Source organism: Allobosea sp. P4_E12 (assembly GCF_056401655.1).
Window position 1 is genome coordinate 1 of record NZ_JBFUIY010000005.1, and the last position, 19235, is coordinate 19235.

Annotated in this window: 19 protein-coding genes; 6 read left to right on the top strand and 13 right to left on the bottom strand. The window is 64.7% G+C overall.

The features are described 5' to 3' along the window. Nucleotides 1-1019: FAD-binding protein (locus AC1DW9_RS07265; RefSeq protein ID WP_476775256.1), on the top strand; the 1019-nt coding region annotated here is incomplete at its 5' end. Between the two features lie 7 nt (nt 1020-1026). Here AC1DW9_RS07265 and AC1DW9_RS07270 read toward each other — a convergent pair. The 7 genes from AC1DW9_RS07270 to AC1DW9_RS07300 form a co-directional block, all read right to left on the bottom strand. Continuing rightward, complete coding sequence (locus tag AC1DW9_RS07270) at nt 1027-1407, bottom strand: VOC family protein (protein ID WP_476775257.1); 381 nt, start codon at nt 1405-1407, stop codon at nt 1027-1029. 126 nt (nt 1408-1533) lie between these two features. Continuing rightward, a complete protein-coding gene (locus AC1DW9_RS07275) occupies nt 1534-2973 on the bottom strand; it encodes an aspartate aminotransferase family protein (protein ID WP_476775258.1) in 1440 nt (479 codons plus the stop codon). Then, nucleotides 2970-3962 (bottom strand): NAD-dependent epimerase/dehydratase family protein, encoded by a 993-nt coding sequence (locus AC1DW9_RS07280; protein WP_476775259.1) that lies wholly within the window; start codon nt 3960-3962, stop codon nt 2970-2972. The genes AC1DW9_RS07275 and AC1DW9_RS07280 overlap by 4 nt, the downstream gene beginning before the upstream one ends. Before the next feature lie 34 nt (nt 3963-3996). Next, nucleotides 3997-4137 carry a hypothetical protein gene (locus tag AC1DW9_RS07285; RefSeq protein ID WP_441505651.1) on the bottom strand — a complete coding sequence of 47 codons (141 nt, stop codon included), beginning with the start codon at nt 4135-4137 and terminating at the stop codon, nt 3997-3999. Between the two features lie 3 nt (nt 4138-4140). Then, nucleotides 4141-4509, bottom strand: coding sequence for a DMT family transporter (locus AC1DW9_RS07290; protein WP_441505650.1), 369 nt, complete (start codon nt 4507-4509; stop codon nt 4141-4143). Between the two features lie 217 nt (nt 4510-4726). Beyond that, nucleotides 4727-5344 carry a glutathione S-transferase family protein gene (locus AC1DW9_RS07295; protein ID WP_441493225.1) on the bottom strand — a complete coding sequence of 206 codons (618 nt, stop codon included), beginning with the start codon at nt 5342-5344 and terminating at the stop codon, nt 4727-4729. Nucleotides 5345-5457: 113 nt separating this feature from the next. Continuing rightward, on the bottom strand, nt 5458-6747 hold the full coding sequence (locus AC1DW9_RS07300; RefSeq protein ID WP_476775260.1) for a DUF3422 family protein: 1290 nt from the start codon (nt 6745-6747) through the stop codon (nt 5458-5460). A 166-nt stretch (nt 6748-6913) separates the two neighbouring features. Here AC1DW9_RS07300 and AC1DW9_RS07305 point away from each other — a divergent pair, with 166 nt between their 5' ends. The 3 genes from AC1DW9_RS07305 (at nt 6914) to AC1DW9_RS07315 (ending at nt 9560) form a co-directional block, all read left to right on the top strand. Further along, the gene (locus AC1DW9_RS07305) at nt 6914-7540 is read left to right on the top strand and encodes a hypothetical protein (protein ID WP_476775261.1); all 627 of its coding nucleotides are present in this window, start codon (nt 6914-6916) and stop codon (nt 7538-7540) included. Between the two features lie 326 nt (nt 7541-7866). Next, the gene (locus AC1DW9_RS07310) at nt 7867-8790 is read left to right on the top strand and encodes an ABC transporter ATP-binding protein (RefSeq protein WP_476775375.1); all 924 of its coding nucleotides are present in this window, start codon (nt 7867-7869) and stop codon (nt 8788-8790) included. Between the two features lie 8 nt (nt 8791-8798). Further along, nucleotides 8799-9560 (top strand): ABC transporter permease, encoded by a 762-nt coding sequence (locus tag AC1DW9_RS07315; RefSeq protein WP_069882401.1) that lies wholly within the window; start codon nt 8799-8801, stop codon nt 9558-9560. 7 nt (nt 9561-9567) lie between these two features. On the opposite strand, the gene AC1DW9_RS07320 is transcribed toward AC1DW9_RS07315, so the two are convergent. Continuing rightward, nucleotides 9568-11250: a methyl-accepting chemotaxis protein gene (locus AC1DW9_RS07320; RefSeq protein WP_476775262.1), complete on the bottom strand. Its 1683-nt coding sequence runs from the start codon at nt 11248-11250 to the stop codon at nt 9568-9570. A 174-nt stretch (nt 11251-11424) separates the two neighbouring features. Between AC1DW9_RS07320 and AC1DW9_RS07325 the strand changes: the two genes are divergently transcribed. Beyond that, entirely contained in the window at nt 11425-13047 is a 1623-nt protein-coding gene (locus AC1DW9_RS07325) for a peptide chain release factor 3 (protein ID WP_441493229.1), read from the top strand. Between the two features lie 125 nt (nt 13048-13172). Here AC1DW9_RS07325 and AC1DW9_RS07330 read toward each other — a convergent pair whose 3' ends face one another. Together AC1DW9_RS07330 and AC1DW9_RS07335 are read right to left on the bottom strand one after the other, a co-directional pair. Further along, a complete protein-coding gene (locus tag AC1DW9_RS07330; RefSeq protein ID WP_476775263.1) occupies nt 13173-14477 on the bottom strand; it encodes an aminotransferase class V-fold PLP-dependent enzyme in 1305 nt (434 codons plus the stop codon). 405 nt (nt 14478-14882) lie between these two features. Then, nucleotides 14883-16037 (bottom strand): trans-sulfuration enzyme family protein, encoded by a 1155-nt coding sequence (locus tag AC1DW9_RS07335; RefSeq protein ID WP_476775264.1) that lies wholly within the window; start codon nt 16035-16037, stop codon nt 14883-14885. Nucleotides 16038-16152: 115 nt separating this feature from the next. Between AC1DW9_RS07335 and AC1DW9_RS07340 the strand changes: the two genes are divergently transcribed. After that, the gene (locus AC1DW9_RS07340; RefSeq protein ID WP_476775265.1) at nt 16153-16662 is read left to right on the top strand and encodes a TspO/MBR family protein; all 510 of its coding nucleotides are present in this window, start codon (nt 16153-16155) and stop codon (nt 16660-16662) included. A gap of 13 nt (nt 16663-16675) precedes the next feature. Here AC1DW9_RS07340 and AC1DW9_RS07345 read toward each other — a convergent pair whose 3' ends face one another. The 3 genes from AC1DW9_RS07345 to hpt form a co-directional block, all read right to left on the bottom strand. Then, nucleotides 16676-18043 carry an Nramp family divalent metal transporter gene (locus AC1DW9_RS07345; RefSeq protein ID WP_441492207.1) on the bottom strand — a complete coding sequence of 456 codons (1368 nt, stop codon included), beginning with the start codon at nt 18041-18043 and terminating at the stop codon, nt 16676-16678. A gap of 183 nt (nt 18044-18226) precedes the next feature. Beyond that, the gene (locus tag AC1DW9_RS07350; RefSeq protein ID WP_441505644.1) at nt 18227-18601 is read right to left on the bottom strand and encodes a response regulator; all 375 of its coding nucleotides are present in this window, start codon (nt 18599-18601) and stop codon (nt 18227-18229) included. 3 nt (nt 18602-18604) lie between these two features. Continuing rightward, nucleotides 18605-19165: a hypoxanthine phosphoribosyltransferase gene (gene hpt, locus AC1DW9_RS07355; RefSeq protein WP_069882402.1), complete on the bottom strand. Its 561-nt coding sequence runs from the start codon at nt 19163-19165 to the stop codon at nt 18605-18607. Nucleotides 19166-19235: the final 70 nt, after the last annotated feature.

A 19235-nucleotide genomic window follows, 5' to 3' on the forward strand; every position in this document is an offset into this window, starting at 1 on the left:
TGCCGGTCACGCCGGGCACCGCCTTCGTCACCGTTGGCGGGGCGCTCGCCAACGACGTGCACGGCAAGAACCACCATCGCGCCGGCACGTTCGGGCGGCATGTGCGTGCCTTCGAGCTGGCGCGTTCGGACGGGGCCCGGCTCACCTGCGCGCCTGACATGAACAGAGAGCTCTTCGCCGCCACGATCGGCGGCTATGGGCTGACCGGGTTGATCACCCAGGTGACATTGCAGCTGATGCCGATCCCATCCGCCGAGATGCGTCAGGAGGCGATCCATTTCCCGAGCCTCGAGCGCTTCTTCGAAGTCGCGGCGGAATCCGATGCAACCCATGACTACACCGTGGCCTGGATCGACTCGCTTGCTGGCGGGACCGGCTTCGGACGCGGCGTCTTTTTCCGTGCCAATCATGCTCCGGCGTCGGAACTGCCGCAGTCGCGCGCAGCGCGCCCGCTGCCATTCCCGATCAATCCTCCCTTTCCGCTGATCAACCGCCTGACGCTGCGTGCCTTCAACATGCTCTATCGGGCCGCGCAGCCGCGTTCGCCGGAGCCGAGGCGCATTCCCTATCGGCCGTTCTTCTACCCGCTCGACCGGGTGAGCAACTGGAACCGCGCCTATGGCCCGCGGGGCCTGCGCCAGTTTCAATGCGCGGTGCCGATGGCGCAGGCGCATAGGGCGGTCGAGGAGATGCTGAGGCGGACGCTCGCGGCTGGCGAGGCATCCTTTCTGACGGTGCTGAAGCTGTTTGGGGCCGTGCCGTCGCCAGGCATCATGTCGTTTCCGGTTGCGGGCGCGACGCTGACGCTCGATTTCCCGCATCGCGGCGAGCGGACGCTCAAGCTGCTGGACGAGCTTGATCGCGTGGCAATCGCGGCGGGCGGCCGGGTGAACCCTTACAAGGATGCCCGCATGTCGCCTGCAACCTTCCAGGCATCCTTTCCGCAGTGGCGGGATTTTGCCCGGCATGTCGATCCGGGCTTCTCATCCGGCTTCTGGCGCCGCGTGACCGCTGGCTGAACGTCGTTCAGGCGGTCGCCCGGGTGACGGCTTCAAGCCGATAGCCTTCCGGATCGATGACGAAGGCGGCGTAATAGTCAGGTGCATAGCGCAGTCGCAACCCGGGCGCGCCGTTGTCCCGTCCGCCTGCCGCAAGCGCGGCCCGATGAAACTCATCGGCAGCCTGACGCGTCCCCGCCGCGAAAGCGAGGTGGAACCCCGGTCCGGGCGGAGTGACCGGGCCAGCCTGCAGCTTCAGCGCCAGGAGATCGCCGCCATTCGGCGGCCCGTAGCCTGCTCCATCGGCAACCGTCCAGACCCGCACGAGGCCGAGCGGCGCCAGTGCAGCATCATAGAAGGCAATCGCCCGTGGGAGATCGGACACGCCGAAGGAGAGATGGCTCAACATGGTTCACCGGACCGATGCTGCGGAAGGGAGAGTTCTGCACGAGCGGCCACGGATTTCTGTCAGCAGGCGCTGCGATGCAAAAGGGCCGGCGCATGCCGGCCCTGGGGAAGCGGCTGGGCAGGGAGCTCAGTTCTTCGCGGTCGCAACCTTGCGCAGATAATCGGTGACGATCCGCGTGATGCCGCGCGAGAGCAGGTCGTCGAGTGCTTCGATGAACTGGTCGCATTGCTCTCGCGTCACGATCAGCGGCGGTTCGAGGCGGATGACGTTGCGGTTGTATTCGGTGAAGGCGACGAGCACGTCGTAATCCTTCAGGAGCAGCGCGCCGACAAAGCCGCAGAGCGACCCCTTCAGCTTGTCGTCGAGCAGCGCGACCATGTGCTTGACGCCGAAAGGCATGGCCTCGCTGATGTCCTGGAACTCGACGCCGATCATCAGGCCGCGGCCGCGGATCTCCTTGAGCAGCGTCGGGTGCTTGGCGCGAAGGGTGTTCAGCCGCTCGATCAGGTAGTCGCCCTGGCGCTTGGCGTTGCCCATGAGGTCTTCCTCATAGAGCACGTTGAGGGCCTCGATCGCGCTGACGCAGGCCTCGCCCATGCCGCCAAAGGTGGCCTGGGCATGGATCAATGCGGTTTTCGGCTTGCCATAGGCCTTCATGTAGAGTTCGCGCCGGGCGATCATCGCACCCATCGCAGCCTTGGAGCCGCCGAGAGCCTTGGCGAGTGCGGTGACGTCGGGCACGACCCCGTCACGCTCGAAGGCGAAGAACTGGCCGGTGCGGCCGAGCCCGCACTGCACTTCGTCGGCAATCCAGAGCACGCCGTGCTTGTCGCAGAGCGCGCGCAAGTCGCGCCARAAGCCTTCGGGGGCTTCGACGATGCCGCCGCCACCCTGGATCGTCTCCATCACGACGATGCCGATCGCCGGATCGGATTCGAGCGCCAGGCGCACGGCCTCGATATTGCCGAACGGCACCTTGACCCGGTTTTCGACGAGCTTGAAGTGGGACTGGTAGAGCGTCGAATCCGTGACCGAGAGCACGCCCTTGGTCTTGCCGTGGAACGAATTCGCGGCATGCAGGATCTTCGACTTGCCCGGGCCCTGAACCTGCTCGGCGACCTTCAGCGCAGCTTCCATGGCTTCCGAGCCCGTCGAGCCGAGAAAGACCATGTCGAGATCGCCGGGCGAGATCGTGGCGAGATTCCGGGCCAGGGCGGCCGCATATTGCGACATGAACGCCATGCAGATCTCGTGGCGGTTCTCGTCCTGGAACTTCTGCCGGGCGGCGATGATGCGCGGGTGGTTATGGCCGAAGGCGACTGAGCAGAACCCGCCGAAGAAATCGAGGATCTTGCGTCCGTCCCGGGTGATGTAATGCATGCCCTCGGCACGATCGACGATGATCTTGTCGAAGCCGAGCAGCTTGAGGAAATGCAGCTGTCCGGGGTTGATGTGGTTGGCAAAGAGCTCCTTCACCTGTGCGGCGTCGAGCTGTTTGGCCTCCTCGACGCTCATCAGCTTCGGGCGGGCTGGGGAATCGTCGTTCCTGAAAGCTGGCATGCTCATGCGGCCTTGCTCCTCTGCTCGCCCTTGCTCTTGCGATATTCGGTATAGGCGGCGAGCAGCATGTCCTCGTCGCGGTATTTCGGGGTCCAGCCGAGCTCGCGCTTGGCCTTGCTGGTGTCGAGAATGCAGATCTCGTCGGCGATCATGTACTGTTCCGGGTCCATGATCGGCAGATTGATCGCGTCAAGCGTGTTCAAGGCGAACTTGACCAATGGTGCAGGCGTCGGCAGCAGGATCGATCTCGAGCCGGCGTGCCTGATCAGGTCGCCCAGCAGCTTCTTCACCGGCGGCGGATCGTCCGAGCCGAGATTATAGGCGCTGTTGGGGAAGTCGGCCTTCCAGGCTGCGGTGCAGGCGCTGGCGCAGTCGAACACCGAGATGAACTGGTAGGGATTGCCGCCGCCGCCGATCATCGGTACCGGCAGGTTCATGTCGATCAGGCGGAAGAGCTTGACGAGGATGCCGAGGCGGCCCGGGCCGATGATCAGGCGCGGCCGGAAGATCGGGATCCGAAAACCCTTGTCGCGATAGGTCTGCGCCAGGGTCTCCGTGGCGAGCTTGCTCTCGCCATATTCGCCGAGGGGTCTTGCCGGATGGGTCTCGTCCTGCGGCACGGTGATGGAGTGGCCGTAGATCATGTCCGTGGTGAAGTGGACGAGCTTGTTGGCGCCGCGCTTCTCCATCCAGTTCAGGATGTTGGCGGTGCCGTGATAGTTCACCGGCCAGAAGAAATCGTGGCGTTCCCGACGGGTCACGATCGGCGAGAGCATCTTGGCCGAGAGATTGTAGACGAGATCATCCTGGCCGAGCGGGATGCTCTCCACGCTCTCGGCTCTGGTTACGTCGATCGTCTGGAAGGGGACCGCCGCGTAATGGGCGTGACCGCTCTTCTGGATATCCGCGACCAGCACCTCCTCGCCCATGGCGGCGAGGTCCGCCGCGAGATGCGAGCCGACGAAGCCGTCTCCGCCGATAATGATGTGTTTCATGCTGAGTTTGCCGCTGGTTCGATGATGAGATGCGTTAGCGCGACGTGTCGGGAAGGCGAGGGCGCCGGTCACGGACCGGCACGGGCACGGGCACCGGGCGCAAGGCGGGTCTGTTCTCGGGCGGTTCGAACAGGATGCCGAGGCGGAGAATGAAGCGTGCGATCAGGTCCATCATGACTCAGCTCTGTGCGATGAAGATGGTGCCAACGACGATGAAGCCAATGCCGGCGATGCGGGCAGGGCTCAGGTCTTCCTGGAAGACGAAGTAGGCGTAGACCGCGACCACGACGTAAGCGAGGCTCAGGAACGGGTAGGCGTAACTGATCTGTACCTTGGACAATACGATCAGATGCGAGGCCATGCTGACCACGAAGGTGCAGAGGCCGGCGAAGACGAAGGGGTTGAAGACGACCCGAAATACGGTCCAGATCAGTCCGTCATTCGCGATATCGAGGTTACCGATGCCGGTCATGCCCCGTTTCAGCATCAGTTGCGCGGCTGCGTTGGTCAGCACGGTAAACAGAATCAGGGGTATGTAGGAATTCATCGGGGCAGCATTTGTCCGCGTTCTTGACGGGCCCTGAATGCGGCTGAAAATACTTCAAATGCCTTACGTCAGCGACCTTACCTAACCGTAACCTTAAAAAGATGCTGAGGCCTTGGGGACAAGTCTCGCGGATCTCGCATGCCCTGTTCCCCGCCGGTTCTGGCGGGCATGGCGGTCGCCGGGGCATGCAAGATCGACCGATCCTCGAGACCTGCGCTCAGGCGACCTGCCCTTCTTCAAGGACACCATCCTTGTCGAGGGTGCGCTGCAACGCCGGCCGCGAGAATACGCGAGCGAGATAGGCCTCGAAGACAGGCAGGCGCGGCAGCGCGCCGATAATGTTCATGCCGAAATGGATGCCGCTGCCGAGCTGGGTGTCGGCGGCGGTGAAGCGGTCGCCGGCCGCGAAATCTTGATTGCCGAGGCGCTTCTCCAGATAGGCAACGGTGTCCTCGTGCGACCCGAAGGAGAAATGCTGCGGGACGTAATCGATATTGGTCGCCCTGGTCGCGATGATCGGGTCGAGTACTGCGTCGGTATAGACGAGGGCCGTCAGATAGGGGGCTCGCGCGGGATCACTCAGCGCAGGCGCGAGACCCGCCTGGGGGAAGGCGTCGGCGAGGTAGATGCAGATCGCGGCACGCTCGGTGACGATGATACCGTCATGGATGACGGCGGGTACCTTCTTGTGCGGCTGGATGGCGCGGTAGTCCTCGGGGGCACCGCTCTTGGCGCGAATATCGATCATCTCCATCCGGTAGGGCTGCCCGAGTTCTTCCAGGAGCCAGAGCACGCCGAAGGAACGCGATTGCGGGGCGTGGTAGAAGGTCAGCATGGCTCTCTCCATCATGAGGACGGCGCTCCCGAGAGGGTGCGTCGTCGCGGCGATGGCGGGAGTTGTGACGGTACTTGATGTCAGTAGATGTCAGGAGCGGCACCGGCCCGTGCTCAGCTCTCTTCGCTATGCCCGCGCCGGATGCGTCGGACCGCCGCCCAGACCCCGATGAGGGCGATGGGTACGAAGAGCGCTGTCGCCATGCCGACGTCGATGGGCAGGAAGCCGGCATCCTTCGCGCCCTTGGCGAGGTAACCGAAGAGGCTGACGACGTAATAGCCGATCGCCGCGACCGAGAGGCCCTCGACCGTCTGCTGCAGCCGCAGCTGGAGGCGGGTGCGCTCGTTCATGGCCGCCAGCAGGTCGCGGTTCTGCTGCTCGAGTGCGACATCGACGCGGGTGCGTAGCAGATTGGCGGCGCGCGCGAGTTTGCGCGACAGGTCGGTCTGGCGCTCCTGCAGCATCTGGCAGGTGCGCATCGCTGGCGCCATCCGCCGGGACAGGAAGGCTGCGAGCGTCGGCCAGCCGGCATGCGGCGTTTCGCCGATCGCGATCAGGCGCTGCTGGACGATGTTGTCATAGGCGCGGCTCGCACCGAAACGATAGTTCGTGGACGCCGCCTCGGATTCGAGACGCGCGGCGAGCGCGGTCATCTCGTCGAGCAGCGCATTGTCGGAGACAAGGCCCTCCGTCGCCGTCATCGTCGAGGCAATGCGCACCAGCGTTTCCTCCGTGGCACGCACCGATGGGCCGATGCGCTGCGCCTCCGGCAGGCCGAGCAGAGCCAATGTCCGATAGGTTTCGATCTCCAGAAGCCTCTGGGTCAGGGCCCCCGAACGGGACGATGTCAGTTCGCGGTCAAGCAGGAGGATGCGGACGAACCCGCCGGCACTGACCCGGAAATCGGTTGCCGCAATGGCGCTTGCATTATCGACGAGCGATGCGGCGAGGCTCGCAGGATCGAAGATCGCATCCAGCTCCACGGCCCCGATCGCGGGCAGGAGATGGAGGTCGATCGAGACGAGGTGAGGGCCGGGCTGCGGCAACTCGTGCATGGGATGCTGCAGATCGATTGCCGTCGGAACGAAGGCGGAACGTTCGGGCGATGGCAATTCCCAGCTATAGGTCGTGAACTCGCTATGCTGTTCCCAGCGCAGGCCAATCTCCGCGAGGCGGGCGCGGTGATGCTTGGCGCCTTCGGCCAGGGGCGTCACACCGCGCTCGGAACAAAATCGAGCCAAGGCGTCGCGGTCTGCCGCCGCTTGAGCCGCATCGGTCAGGAAGGCGAAATGCAGCAGGCGGCGCGGGGTCTCGATCGGCGCGAAGGGGCGGGCGTGGACCTCGGCGAGAATGACCTCGCGGTCGGGGTGCGGTACGAGGCCGCCCTTCTGGTGCTCGATCATGTCGCCCCGACGCCCGTTCGAACGCTCCCGATAGAGGCAAGACTGCCGCAAAGTCGCGTGGCCGGCCAGATGGGCATGGTGCCGCAAGCAGGGAGGGAAGAATGCTGCCGACAGGATCCGGCAGCATGATGTGCCAAGTTCTGAAGAGAGATCCCAGGAGCCAGCCATGCCCCTGCCCAACCGTGTAAGGCCCGACGGCTCGCTCGCCCGCGACCCTGCGCATGGCCTGCTGTTCGGCAATCGCGGCGGCCGGTTTCACGATCCGCAGACGCAGGCCGCGCCGATCCGGTCGCACGCCACGCGGCAGTGGATCTGTTGCGTGCTCTCCTTCAAGGGGCGACGGCGACAGGTCTGGGGCAACGGTTACACCGAGCTGTTCTTTTGCGACGAGGTGACGGCGCTTGCGGCCGGGCACCGGCCCTGCATGGAGTGCCGGCGGGCGGATGCGCTCGGCTACCGTGCGGCGCTGGTCCGAGGCCTCGGCCTCATGTCCGAGCCGCTCTTTCCCGAGATCGACCGGATTCTGGATGGCGAGCGCCGGATCGGACGAGCCAAGCAGAAGCACCGGCTTCAGGCCGATCGATTGCCGGACGGAACCATGATCGAGGCTGGGGCCGGCGAGTGGCTGGCCTTGCGCGGTGAGGCCGCGCTGCTCTGGTCTCCCAACGGATATATCGAGCGACGGCGGCGGGCGCCCGGGACCGTCCTGGTACTGACGCCGCCTGCGACCATCGCGGCCCTCGCGCATGGCTATCGTCCGCTCTGGCATGGAAGCGCGACGCTGTTTTCGTGAGGCTGCGCCCGAGGAAGCGAGGAGGGAGCGGCCGGAACCTTGGGCAGCCTCAGGACGTTGCTCCAGCACGATCATTCATAAGGGGCTGTCCCAATGCGTTCGATTGCACTTTGGCTGCTTGGCGTGCCGATTCCCGTCATCATCCTGCTCTGGTTCTTCATGCGCTGAGACGAAGGGCTAGCGAGGATTGGGGATGGCCGGGCTTGTCCCGGCCATTGGCATTTTACTGCTGACGAAATCAGTCAGTCGTCATATGATCTGCTGACGTGCTCGCGGCGCATGGCGGCGCGGTCGCATCCCTCCGTCGCTTCCCCTATATCGTGGCCATGTCCATCATCCGCGTTTCCAACCTGTCCAAGACCTACGCGTCCGGCTTCAGCGCACTGAAATCGGTCGATCTGGAAATCCGCCGCGGCGAGATCTTCGCCCTGCTCGGACCCAACGGTGCCGGCAAGACGACGTTGATCAGCATCATCTGCGGACTGGTGAACCCGACCTCCGGCAGCGTGCTCGCCGATGGTCATGACATCATCAAGGACTATCGGGCCGCGCGCGCGCGCATCGGGCTGGTGCCGCAGGAGCTGACCACGGACGCCTTTGAGACCGTCTCGGCGACGGTCAGCTTCAGCCGGGGGCTGTTCGGCCAGCCGCGGAACCCGGCCCATGTCGAGCGCGTGCTCAAGGATCTCTCCCTCTGGGACAAGCGCGACAACCGGATCATGACGCTCTCGGGCGGTATGAAGCGGCGTGTGCTGATCGCCAAGGCGCTGGCGCATGAACCCCAGATCCTGTTCCTCGACGAGCCGACGGCCGGCGTCGATGTCGAGCTCCGCCAGGACATGTGGAAGCTCGTCCGGCGCCTCAGGGACGACGGCGTCACCATCATCCTGACCACGCATTACATCGAGGAGGCCGAGGAGATGGCCGACCGGATCGGCGTGATCAGCAAGGGCGAGATCATCCTGGTCGAGGACAAGGCCGAGCTGATGCGCAAGCTCGGCAAGAAGCAGCTTTCGCTCTCCCTGCAGGAGCCGCTTGCCGCGTTGCCGGTGGGGCTTGCAGCCTATGATCTGGCGCTCGCGGCCGAGGGGGAGGAACTGGTCTATACCTATGACACCAAGGCGGAGCGGACCGGCATCACCGCGCTCCTGCAGGATCTCGCGACCGCAGGCATCCGCTTCAGGGATCTGCGCACCAGCCAGAGCTCGCTGGAAGACATCTTCGTGAGCCTGGTGAGGGAGCGGCACTGATCATGGCTATCAATCTCCACGCGATGCGCGCGATCTATCGCTTCGAGATGGCGCGCACCTGGCGTACGCCACTGCAGAGCATCGTCTCGCCGGTGATCTCGACCTCGCTCTATTTCATCGTCTTCGGTGCCGCGATCGGTTCGCGCATGCAGGCGATCGACGGCGTCGCCTATGGCTCCTTCATCGTGCCCGGCCTGATCATGCTTTCGCTGCTGACGCAGAGCATCGCCAACGCCTCCTTCGCGATCTATTTCCCGAAATTCACCGGCACGATCTACGAACTGCTCTCGGCGCCCGTGGCGTGGTGGGAGGCGGTCATCGCCTATGTCGGCGCGGCGGCCACGAAATCGATCTTTCTCGGCCTGATCATCCTGCTGACGGCGACGGCCTTCGTGCCGCTCAGGGTCGAGCATCCGCTCTGGATGCTGCTTTTTCTGTTTCTGACCGCGATGACCTTCAGCCTGTTCGGTTTCATCATCGGCATCTGGGCCGACGGTTTCGAGAAGCTGCAGGTGATCCCGCTGCTCGTGGTGACGCCACTGACCTTCCTCGGCGGGTCGTTCTACTCGATCGACATGCTGCCGGGATTCTGGCGGACGGTGGCGCTGTTCAACCCGGTCGTCTACCTGATCAGCGGTTTCCGCTGGAGCTTCTTCGGCGTTTCCGAGGTCGGCATCGTCGTCAGCCTGGGAATGACGCTGGTCTTCCTCGCCGCCTGCATTGCGACGGTCGGCTGGATCTTCCGGACCGGATATCGCCTGAAGACCTGAGCCGGCCTCAGGCCGCCTTGACGTCAGAGAAGAAGGTCTCGACGGCACCCCGCAGCGTCTCCGCCTCACGACTCAGGCTTTCGGCTGTCTTCAGAACCTGACTTGCCGAAAGCATGGTCTCCTCTGATGCGGCGGTGACCCCCTCCATCTTGCGCGAGACGCGGATGGTGCCATCCGACGTTGCCTGCGCATTGCGGGCGATCTGCGCCGTTGCCTGCATCTGCTGCTCAGTCGCCCCTGCAATCGCGACGGTGTGCTGGGCCACTTCGGCCATCACCGCCGCGATCGCTTCGATTGCGGCGACTGCGCCGCGTGTCTCGGTTTCGAAGGCCGCGATCTGGGCGGCGATCTCATCCGTCGCTTGGGACGTCCGGCTCGCCAGGGTCTTCACCTCGCCGGCGACGATGCTGAAGCCGCGCCCGGCCTCGCCGGCACGTGCCGCCTCGATCGAGGCGTTGAGGGCGAGGAGATTGGTCTGGGCAGCGATGTCGCGGATCATCGAGACGATCTTGCCGATCTCTTCGGCGGCATAGGTCAGGTTGGCGACATTCACGCTCGCGCTGGTGGCATCGCGCGCAGCATTGCCGACGACGCCATTGGCCTTGGCGACCCGCCCCGTGATCTCTGCGATCGAGCCGGAGAGCTGTTCCGAAGCCGCGGCAACATTGCGAACGCTGTCGGCGGCATCAAGGCAGGCAGTGCGAGCGTCTTCGGCCTGCGAGGTTGCGGCCGTCGCTGCATCGTTCAAGGTCCGGGCCGTGCTCTCCATCTGGCTCGAACCGGATCTCACCGTCTTCAGCACGGCGTCGATCCTGGCATCGAAGCTGCGGATGAGTTCGTCAATCCTGATCTGACGCTCGGCACGGGCGGCCTCGGTCACCCGGGCGGCGCCTTCGAGCTCGGCGCGCGCCATGGCGTTGTCGCGAAAGACGACGACCGAGCGGGCCATATCGCCGATCTCGTCCGGGCGTGCCGCCAGAGGAATTTCGGCGACCGGTTCCGACTGTGCCAAGCGGCGCATCGTTGCCGCCAACCGCCTGAGCGGCTGTGAAACGCGCCGGTGCACGATCCAGAGCGCGAGAGCGAGACCGGCCGCGATCATCAGAGCGCCGATCAGCGTCTGCCGCCTCGCGCTGCTGTCCTGCAGCGCGTCGAGGCGGGAATCGATGATGCGGCTGTTGACGTCGTTGAGAACCGCGATGTGTTTCAACGCTTCGTTCAGTGCCTTGCGGTTCGCCCGGTTGACCTCGTTGTTGCCGTGTCTGTTTGCTGAGGAGGGGCCCTCGATGCGTGCGAGCCGAACCGTCTCCCGCCGGAAGCGGATGAATTGCTCGATCTGGTCGGAGACAGCGGCGAAGGCTGCGCCGTCCTCTGCCTGAACGAGAGGGCGCCAATCGTCCATGACCTCATGGATCTGGGCAAGATCATCCAGGAGTGGCTGGGCGAAGCGCTCGGCATCGGCAGAATCGCGGCTCATATAGAGCCCGCGCGTTTCCATCACGACGGCGTTGACCAACCCGTTGATCCGTTCGGCCATCAACACGCGGCGCGATGCGAGCTGCATCTCGTCCGTCATCGCCGCGTAGCGGCCAAGCGCCTGGACCCCGAGGATGGTTGCCAGGGCGGCAGTGACGGCGAGAAGCAGGACGGCTCCGAAGATCTGGCTGGAAATCTTGCGCAGGGACGCCATCCGCTCGTGGGTTGAAGCGCCGGCCGCAGCTGGCGCAGATGTGATCGCGGCGCCGGATGATGGCTGCGAATGGTTAATCCATGGTGATCTGCGGGCCCATCAGGTGGCGCGGCTGGCGTCGAAGTCGCGTTGCGGATCATTGACAGCGGGCGCCCTTCCTGTCTTCACACCGACATGACCGATATTTCCATCCTTGATGCCCCGGCGACCGCCGTCGCGCCGCATGCGCGCCGGCGTACCTTCGCCATCATCTCGCACCCGGACGCCGGCAAGACGACGCTGACCGAGAAGCTGCTCTATTTCGGCGGCGCGATTCAGCTCGCGGGCGAAGTGCGCGCCAAGGCGGGCCGCCGCCAGACATCATCCGACTGGATGAAGATCGAGCGTCAGCGCGGCATCTCGGTCGTCACCTCGGTGATGACCTTCGAGTATGGCGGGCACGTCTTCAATCTGCTCGACACGCCGGGCCACGAGGACTTCTCGGAAGACACCTATCGCACGCTGACGGCGGTCGACTCCGCGGTGATGGTGATCGACGCCGCCAAGGGTATCGAGGCGCGGACCAAGAAGCTGTTCGAGGTCTGCCGGCTGCGCGACATCCCGATCGTGACCTTCATCAACAAGGTCGATCGCGAGACGCGCGATCCCTTCGACCTGATCAACGAGATCGAGACGACGCTGGCGCTCGACGTCGCGCCGATGACCTGGCCGGTCGGGCGCGGGCGCGACTTCGTCGGGACACTCGATTTCGCCTCGAATACCTTCCGTCGCAACCAGAAGGGCGACGAGAGCGACGCGGGAACCCCCGTTGCGGGCGAGGACGATCCGCTCTTCGACGAGCTCCTGCCGAACGGCCTTGCCGAGACCTGGCGCGAGGAGGTTTTCCTGGCGCGCGAGGGCCTGAAGCCGTTCGACCTGGAGTCCTTTCGCGAGGGCCATCTGACGCCGGTCTATTTCGGCGCGGCGCTGCGTGACTATGGTGTGCGCGACCTGATCGACGCGCTCGGCCGGCATGCTCCGAGCCCACGCGCCCAGGTCGCGGACAAACGCGCGGTGGAGGCGGAAGAGCCGAAGATGACCGGCTTCGTCTTCAAGATCCAGGCGAACATGGATCCGAACCATCGCGACCGCATCGCCTTCATGCGGGTCTGCTCGGGCAAGCTTTCGCGCGGCATGAAGGCGAAGCTGGTTCGCACGGGCAAGCCGATGCCGCTGAACGCGCCGCAGTTCTTCTTTGCGCGAGACCGCTCGATTGCCGAAGAGGCCTTTGCCGGCGACATCGTCGGCTTGCCGAACCACGGTACCTTGCGCATCGGCGATACGCTCACCGAGGGCGAGGACATCGTCTTCAAGGGCGTGCCGAGCTTCGCGCCGGAAATCCTGCGCCGCGTCAAGCTCAAGGACGCGATGAAGGCGAAGAAGCTGCGCGAGGCCCTGCAGCAAATGGCGGAGGAGGGGGTCGTCCAGCTCTTCCTGCCGCATGACGGCGCTCCGGCGATCGTCGGCGTGGTCGGCGCATTGCAGCTCGACGTGCTGAAGGAGCGCATGGATGTCGAGTATTCGCTGCCCGTCGATTTCGAGCCGTGCCAGTTCGCGATCGCGCGCTGGGTCTCCTCGGACGATCAGGCGGCGCTCGCAAAATTCGTCGCGCTGAAGCCGTCTTCGATGGCGGACGATCTCGACGGCGACCCGGTCTTCATGGCCTCGTCCCAGTTCACGCTGAAATACGATGCGGAGCGCGTCCCGGAGATCACCTTCTCCGACGTCAAGGACTATCAGAAGGTCGCGAAGGCCTGAGATTCTCCCTCTCCGAGGAGAGGGAGAAGACAGGACGGGGATCGGCGACGCGCCTCATCCCCGTTGTTGCCTCTTGAGGATGTGGCGCGGCCGAGCTCTGCGCTCGCGCGGGCCGACGAGCTGGCTTATCCCGCGCGATTGCCGGAGACGATCGCCAGGGCCTCGACGAAGCGATCGAGATCCGCCTCCATGATGTAGGGGGCCGGCGAGATCCGGATCGTGTTGCCCTTGGCGACGCCGCCGCGGCGAACGGTCATCACCTTGTGCTTGTCGCGCAGCTCCGCAACGATCGCATTGGTCTCCGCAGGGCTGCGCTTGCCGGCCAGGGCGAACGAGGTGATGCCGGCCACCATGCCGGGATCGTCCGGGGTCTGGATCTCGACGCCCTTGAGTTCGCGTGCCTTGGCGACCCAGTGATTGCGCAGGTGGCGGTAGCGCGCCTCCTTGGCCTCCGGGCCGATCTCCTGATGCAGGGCGAGTGCGGCAGGGACCGCGAGCTGCGCTGCGAAGTTCGGCGTGCCGGTATGGATCCGCGAGCGGACATCGTCGGCCTTGAAATCCTCGTCGGCCATATAGGGGTCGATATCGCCGAGCCGGTCCTTAGCAATGTAGAGCAGGCCGACACCGAGCGGCGCGCCGATCCATTTGTGCAGGTTGAAGCCGATGAAATCGACGCCGAGATCCCGGGCCTGAAAGGCAACCTGGCCCCAGCTATGGGCCGCGTCGAGGATGACATCGGCACCGCGCGCCTTGGCCATCGCGGCCAGTTCCTTGACCGGCATCATCAGCCCGGTGCGATGGCTGATATGGGTCAGCAGGAGAAGCTTCGTCCTGGGATTGGCCTTGAGCGCTGCGTCATAGGCGTCGAGCACGGCCTGGCGCGTGGCGGGCTCCGGGATGTCGAACCTGACGACATCGACACCGCGCCGAGCCTTCAGCCAGTTCATCGCATACTGCATCGAATCGTAGTCGAGATCGGCATAGAGCACGGTGTCGCCGGGCTTGAGCTTGTTGTAGCCGGAGATCAGCGCCTGGAGCGCCTCGGTTGCGCCGCGCGTCAGCGCGATCTCCTCGCGCGCAACGCCGAGGAATGCTGCGAGTGGGGTGCGGACATTGTCGAGATCGGCGCCGATCCTGCTGCGGGCATAGACCGTGTTCTCGAAGTTCACGAAGTCGGTCAGGCGCTTGTACTCGGCCTTCACCGGCTCGGCCATGATGCCCCAATAGCCGTTCTCGAGATTCACCATGTCGGGCGTGACGCTGTAGAGGCCGCGCACGGTGTTCCAGTAGCTCGTGTCGGTGCCGGGATTGACGGTCGGAAATGCCGGCAGGCTGCGCGCGGCGGCAGGCATCGCCTGCGGTATCAGCGCTGCGGCGCCAAGGCCGAGCAGAAGCGTGCGGCGATTCGTTTCGAAGGCTTGGCCGGTCATGAGCGTCGTCTCCTCGCTGATGCCGCGCAGAGCTAACGATGGGCTGTTGCAGACCTGTGACGATCAACCGGATTGATCGTGGGCCTTGTCCCCCAGGGGCTCGGAAGCACCGGGTCGGGCTGCCAGCGCGCTCAGGTTTCGCGGCCGCACCCGAACACGGCCCAGAGATTGGCTCCCATGGCTTCAGGAGGCCCGAGGAAGAGGCGGGCCATGCCCTTCGTGCGCTGCAAGCGCGCGCAGCCACGACACCATTCAGGGCGACGGCATGCGTTCCCACGGCTGCGGCCTGTTCCAGCCCTGAAGCTGCTCGAACGACCGGCAATTCGGGACCCTTTCCGCCGCCGGTCAAAGGCGGTGGAAAGGGGGGCACGTGCGCCTGCTGGCTATGGCACGGGCGACCCGGCCCTAGGTGTGTCCGGCCTTCAGCGCCTGGTCGAGGTCGTTGTAGAGGTCCTCGACATCTTCGATGCCGGTCGAGAGGCGCAGCAGATCGATCGGGCAGGGCGAGCCTGCACCCTCGATCGAGGCGCGATGCTCGATCAGGCTCTCGACGCCGCCCAGCGAGGTGGCGCGCTTGTAGAGCTCGACATGCGCCGCCGCCTTGATCGCCGCCCTCTCGCCGCCGGTGACCTGGATCGACAGCATATAGCCAAAGCCGTTCTGCATCTGGCGCGCCGCGATGTCATGGCCCGGATGCTGTGGCAGACCGGGATAGAGCACGCGGGCCACCAGCGGGTGGGCGGAGAGCTTCTGGGCGAGCGTCATGGCGGAGGCCGTCTGGCGTTCCTGGCGGACGTGAAGGGTGCGCATGCCGCGCATCAGCAGATAGGCCTCGAAGGGGCCGAGAATGCCGCCCTGCATCTTGCGGACTGTTTTCACGCGGTTCCAGAAGGCGTCATCCTCGCGGGCGCAGAGGACGCCGGCGACGACGTCGGAATGGCCGTTCAGCACCTTGGTGGCAGCGTGCATGACGATGTCGGCGCCGAGCGTAAGCGGCCGGGTATGGACCGGGGACGCGCAGGTCGAATCGACCGCAAGCTTCGCACCGGCCGCATGGGCGATCTCGGCGGCGCCGGCGATGTCGGTGATGGTCCAGAGGGGGTTCGAGGGCGTCTCGGCCCAGACCAGCTTGGTGACGCCTGGCTTTACGGCGGCCTTCAGCGCGTTGAAATCATCTGTCTCGACGAATTCGACCTTCAGGCCCCAGCGCGTGGCCTCGGTCAGCAGCCAGGAGCGAAGCGCCCAGTACATCACCTTCGAGGCGACGACATGATCGCCCGGCGAGAGCGCCTGGAAGACAGCGGTGGCGGCCGCCATGCCCGAGCTGAAGAGCAATGCCCCCGCCTTCGCCTCTTCCAGCATCGCGAGCACGGCTTCCGCCTCGCGCACCGTCTCGTTGTCCGGGCGTCCATAGACGAAGCCGGAGGAGTAGCCGTTGTCCTCGTCGCGGATATAGGTCGTGGCGATATGGATCGGCGTCACGACGCCCTTGGTGAGCGGATCGATCTTGCCCATGGCCTGGGCGGCCAGCGAACGGGGATGAAGCGGGCGCTTGGTCATGGAGCGATTCCGGAAAGGTTCCATGAGGAACGGGAATGTCCATCTGGCGCAGGCGTGGGGGTTGGCGCAAGGGTCTCGGCTTGCCGATGCCGCAGACGCACCCCATGCTGGGGGCATGAGCACTTTGTCGAGCAAGGCCGGATCTTCGCCGAGGCCGATCTGGGTCGATCTGCTGATTGCGATCGTCCCGGTGGTCGCCGCCTCGCTGCTGGGCAGCGCGGCCACCGTTCCGCAAATCCCAGGCTGGTATGCGACGCTTGCCAAGCCGCCATTCAACCCGCCGAACTGGCTGTTCGCGCCGGTCTGGACGGCGCTGTTTGCGATCATGGCGTTGAGCGTCTACCGCATCCTCCGACTGCCGACAGAGACGCCCGGCAAGTCCGGGGCGCTGATCGCCTATCATGTCCAGCTTCTGCTGAACGTGCTGTGGTCATTCGCATTCTTCGGAATGCAGAGTCCGCTCGCCGGGATCCTGGTGATCCTGCCGCTGCTGGCGATGATCCTGATCACGATCAAGCGCTTCGCCCCGCTCGATCGTCTCGCGGCGAACCTGTTCTGGCCCTATGCCGCCTGGGTGTCCTTCGCGACCGTGCTGACAATCTCGATCTGGTGGCTGAACCGGTAGATGTCCGCTCGGTTCAGCCGAAGGCGACGTCGAAGATCAGCTTGACGTTCAGGGCGATGATGATCGCTGCGATGACGAAGGCGCTCGCCGTCAGCCAGCGCGGCGAGACCAGTTCGCCCATCTTCTTGCGCGACGCCGTGAACATGACGAGCGGCACGATGGCGAAGGGCAGCTGGAAGCTCAGGATCACCTGCGAGAGGATGAGCAGCTTGCCGGTCTGCGCTTCGCCATAGACGATCGTCACGACGATGGCAGGGATGATGGCGACCAGGCGCGTGACCAGGCGGCGCAGCCATGCCGGCAGCTTGATGTCGATGAAGCCTTCCATGACGATCTGTCCCGCCATGGTCGCGGTCACCGTCGAGTTCAGGCCGCAGCAGAGCAGCGCGATGGCGAAAAGCGATGGCGCGATCGAGGCGCCGAGCAGCGGGGCGAGCAGTTCATGCGCGCGCCCGAGTTCGGAGACGGTGTTCTGACCGGTCTTGTAGAAGGTCGCGGCGGCGAGGATCAGGATCGCTGCGTTGATAGTCAGTGCGAACATCAAGGCGACGGTCGAATCCAGTGTCGCGTATTTCAGCGCCTCGCGCTTCTCCGGCAGGCTGCCGCCATAGGCGCGGGTCTGCACGATGCCGGAATGCAGATAGAGGTTATGCGGCATCACCGTCGCGCCGATGATGCCGAGCGCGAGGTAGAGCATGTTGGGATTGGTGACGATGTCGGTCGTCGGGGCAAAGCCGCGAATGACCTGGCCCCAGTCCGGATCGGCGAGTGCGATCTGGACGGCGAAACAGACGGCGATGACGCCGAGCAGCGTGATGATGAAGGCTTCGATCCAGCGAAAACCCTTGGTCTGCAGCCAAAGGATGACGAAGACATCGAGCGCGGTGATCAATACGCCGATTTCGAGCGGAATTCCGAAGAGCAGATTGAGGCCGATTGCCGTGCCGATGACCTCGGCGAGGTCGGTCGCGCAGATCGCCAGTTCCGCAAAGATCCAGAGCGGCCACGAAACCCAGCGCGGATAGGCATCACGGCAGGCCTGCGCAAGGTCCCTGCCTGTCGCGACCGCCAGCCGCGCGCAAAGCGACTGCAGGATGATCGCCATGATATTGGAGACGAGTGCGACGACCAGCAGCGCGTAACCGAACTGCGCGCCGCCCGCGAGCGAGGTCGCCCAGTTGCCAGGGTCCATGTAGCCGACGGCCACCAGATAGCCCGGCCCGAGAAATGTGAGGAACTTGCGCCAGGGAGTGGCCTTGGCCGAAACCGGGATCGATCGAAAGACGTCCAACAGCGACGGATCACCCCGAGGCCGTTGCCACCCGGCGGGGTGTGCCGCGTCCGCGACATCCTTCGACGTGCTCACGACATCGATCGTCATGCTCGACCCCGACCTGCAATTCATTTGCAAGAGCAGGATGACAGGTCGAGCAAAACCCGTCAATGCAGCTGCAACTCGGTTGCAATAAATGCCGCGACGAAAGTCTGCGGCTGTCGCCAAAGGTCGGCATTCTCCGACCCGATGAATCGCCTGGAGAGCGTGATACCGGTATAAGCGCGATGTTCAGCCGATCGAGCGTTCGATCACGCGCATGACCGTGGTGCGCAATTCGGCGATGGTGAAGGGCTTCGTCATCACTTCCGAGACGATTGCCTCCAGGCTCTTGGCGCGCTCACGCTGCTCGGCATAGCCCGTCATCAGCATGATGGGCAGGTCCGGAAACTCCTGTTTGGCGGCGAGCGCGAGCGCGATCCCGTCCATCAGCGGCATGCGGATATCGGTGAGCAGGAGGTCGAAACGCCCCTTCTCGGCCATGAGAATCTCCAGCGCTTCGGCGCCGTCGCCCGCCATCATGCAGACATGTCCGTCAAGCGTGAGACCGCGCGCCACCAGGGCGCGCAGGCTTTCCTCATCGTCGACGACCAGAATACGTGACATCGTTCAGATACCTGGAAGGCCGGCCTGATCGGCAGTCTCGATGACGCCGACATAGGGCAGCTGTCGATAGGAATGTGCGACATCCATGCCGTAGCCGACAACGAAGTAATCGGGACAGTCGAAGCCGACATAATCGGCCTGGATGTTGACGGCGCGCTTGGCCGGCTTTTCCAGGAGCACCGCTGTGGAAACGCGCGATGCGCCACGGGCGGCCAGCAGGTCCTTGGCGAAGGCGAGGGTTCGGCCGGATTCGAGGATGTCGTCGACCAGCAGCACCTGACGGCCACGAACGTCGCTCTGCACGTCGCGCAGGATTTCGACCTGCCCGGAGGAAATGGTCGCAGCGCGATAGCTCGAGAGATGGACGAATTCGACCTGCGGCGTCATGCCGGCGCGATGCATGGCCCGGATGAGGTCGGCGACGAACATGAAACTGCCTTTGAGCACTGCGACGACCAGCAGGTCGGGCGGGTAGGCGGCAGCGATCTCGCGTGCCATTTCCTCGTTCCGCTTGGCGATCGCGGCCTCTTCGTAGAGCACCCGGATGCGTAGGGGCTGAGTCATCGTCGTCAGTGTCCTTTCGGGTCTCGCCGGATGCCGGCCGCCCGTTTGGCGCAGCACGCTGCGCAGTCTG

What these genes read in the sequence shown, in the direction of transcription:
- AC1DW9_RS07270 (WP_476775257.1), bottom strand. Translation starts at nt 1,407, where the DNA reads ATGTTGAGCCATCTCTCCTTCGGCGTGTCCGATCTCCCACGGGCGATT.
- AC1DW9_RS07280 (WP_476775259.1), bottom strand. Translation starts at nt 3,962, where the DNA reads ATGAAACACATCATTATCGGCGGAGACGGCTTCGTCGGCTCGCATCTC.
- AC1DW9_RS07285 (WP_441505651.1), bottom strand. Translation starts at nt 4,137, where the DNA reads ATGATGGACCTGATCGCACGCTTCATTCTCCGCCTCGGCATCCTGTTC.
- AC1DW9_RS07290 (WP_441505650.1), bottom strand. Translation starts at nt 4,509, where the DNA reads ATGAATTCCTACATACCCCTGATTCTGTTTACCGTGCTGACCAACGCA.
- AC1DW9_RS07295 (WP_441493225.1), bottom strand. Translation starts at nt 5,344, where the DNA reads ATGCTGACCTTCTACCACGCCCCGCAATCGCGTTCCTTCGGCGTGCTC.
- AC1DW9_RS07300 (WP_476775260.1), bottom strand. Translation starts at nt 6,747, where the DNA reads ATGATCGAGCACCAGAAGGGCGGCCTCGTACCGCACCCCGACCGCGAG.
- AC1DW9_RS07305 (WP_476775261.1), top strand. Translation starts at nt 6,914, where the DNA reads ATGCCCCTGCCCAACCGTGTAAGGCCCGACGGCTCGCTCGCCCGCGAC.
- AC1DW9_RS07310 (WP_476775375.1), top strand. Translation starts at nt 7,867, where the DNA reads ATGTCCATCATCCGCGTTTCCAACCTGTCCAAGACCTACGCGTCCGGC.
- AC1DW9_RS07320 (WP_476775262.1), bottom strand. Translation starts at nt 11,250, where the DNA reads ATGGCGTCCCTGCGCAAGATTTCCAGCCAGATCTTCGGAGCCGTCCTG.
- AC1DW9_RS07325 (WP_441493229.1), top strand. Translation starts at nt 11,425, where the DNA reads ATGACCGATATTTCCATCCTTGATGCCCCGGCGACCGCCGTCGCGCCG.
- AC1DW9_RS07330 (WP_476775263.1), bottom strand. Translation starts at nt 14,477, where the DNA reads ATGACCGGCCAAGCCTTCGAAACGAATCGCCGCACGCTTCTGCTCGGC.
- AC1DW9_RS07335 (WP_476775264.1), bottom strand. Translation starts at nt 16,037, where the DNA reads ATGACCAAGCGCCCGCTTCATCCCCGTTCGCTGGCCGCCCAGGCCATG.
- AC1DW9_RS07340 (WP_476775265.1), top strand. Translation starts at nt 16,153, where the DNA reads ATGAGCACTTTGTCGAGCAAGGCCGGATCTTCGCCGAGGCCGATCTGG.
- AC1DW9_RS07345 (WP_441492207.1), bottom strand. Translation starts at nt 18,043, where the DNA reads ATGACGATCGATGTCGTGAGCACGTCGAAGGATGTCGCGGACGCGGCA.
- AC1DW9_RS07350 (WP_441505644.1), bottom strand. Translation starts at nt 18,601, where the DNA reads ATGTCACGTATTCTGGTCGTCGACGATGAGGAAAGCCTGCGCGCCCTG.
- hpt (WP_069882402.1), bottom strand. Translation starts at nt 19,165, where the DNA reads ATGACTCAGCCCCTACGCATCCGGGTGCTCTACGAAGAGGCCGCGATC.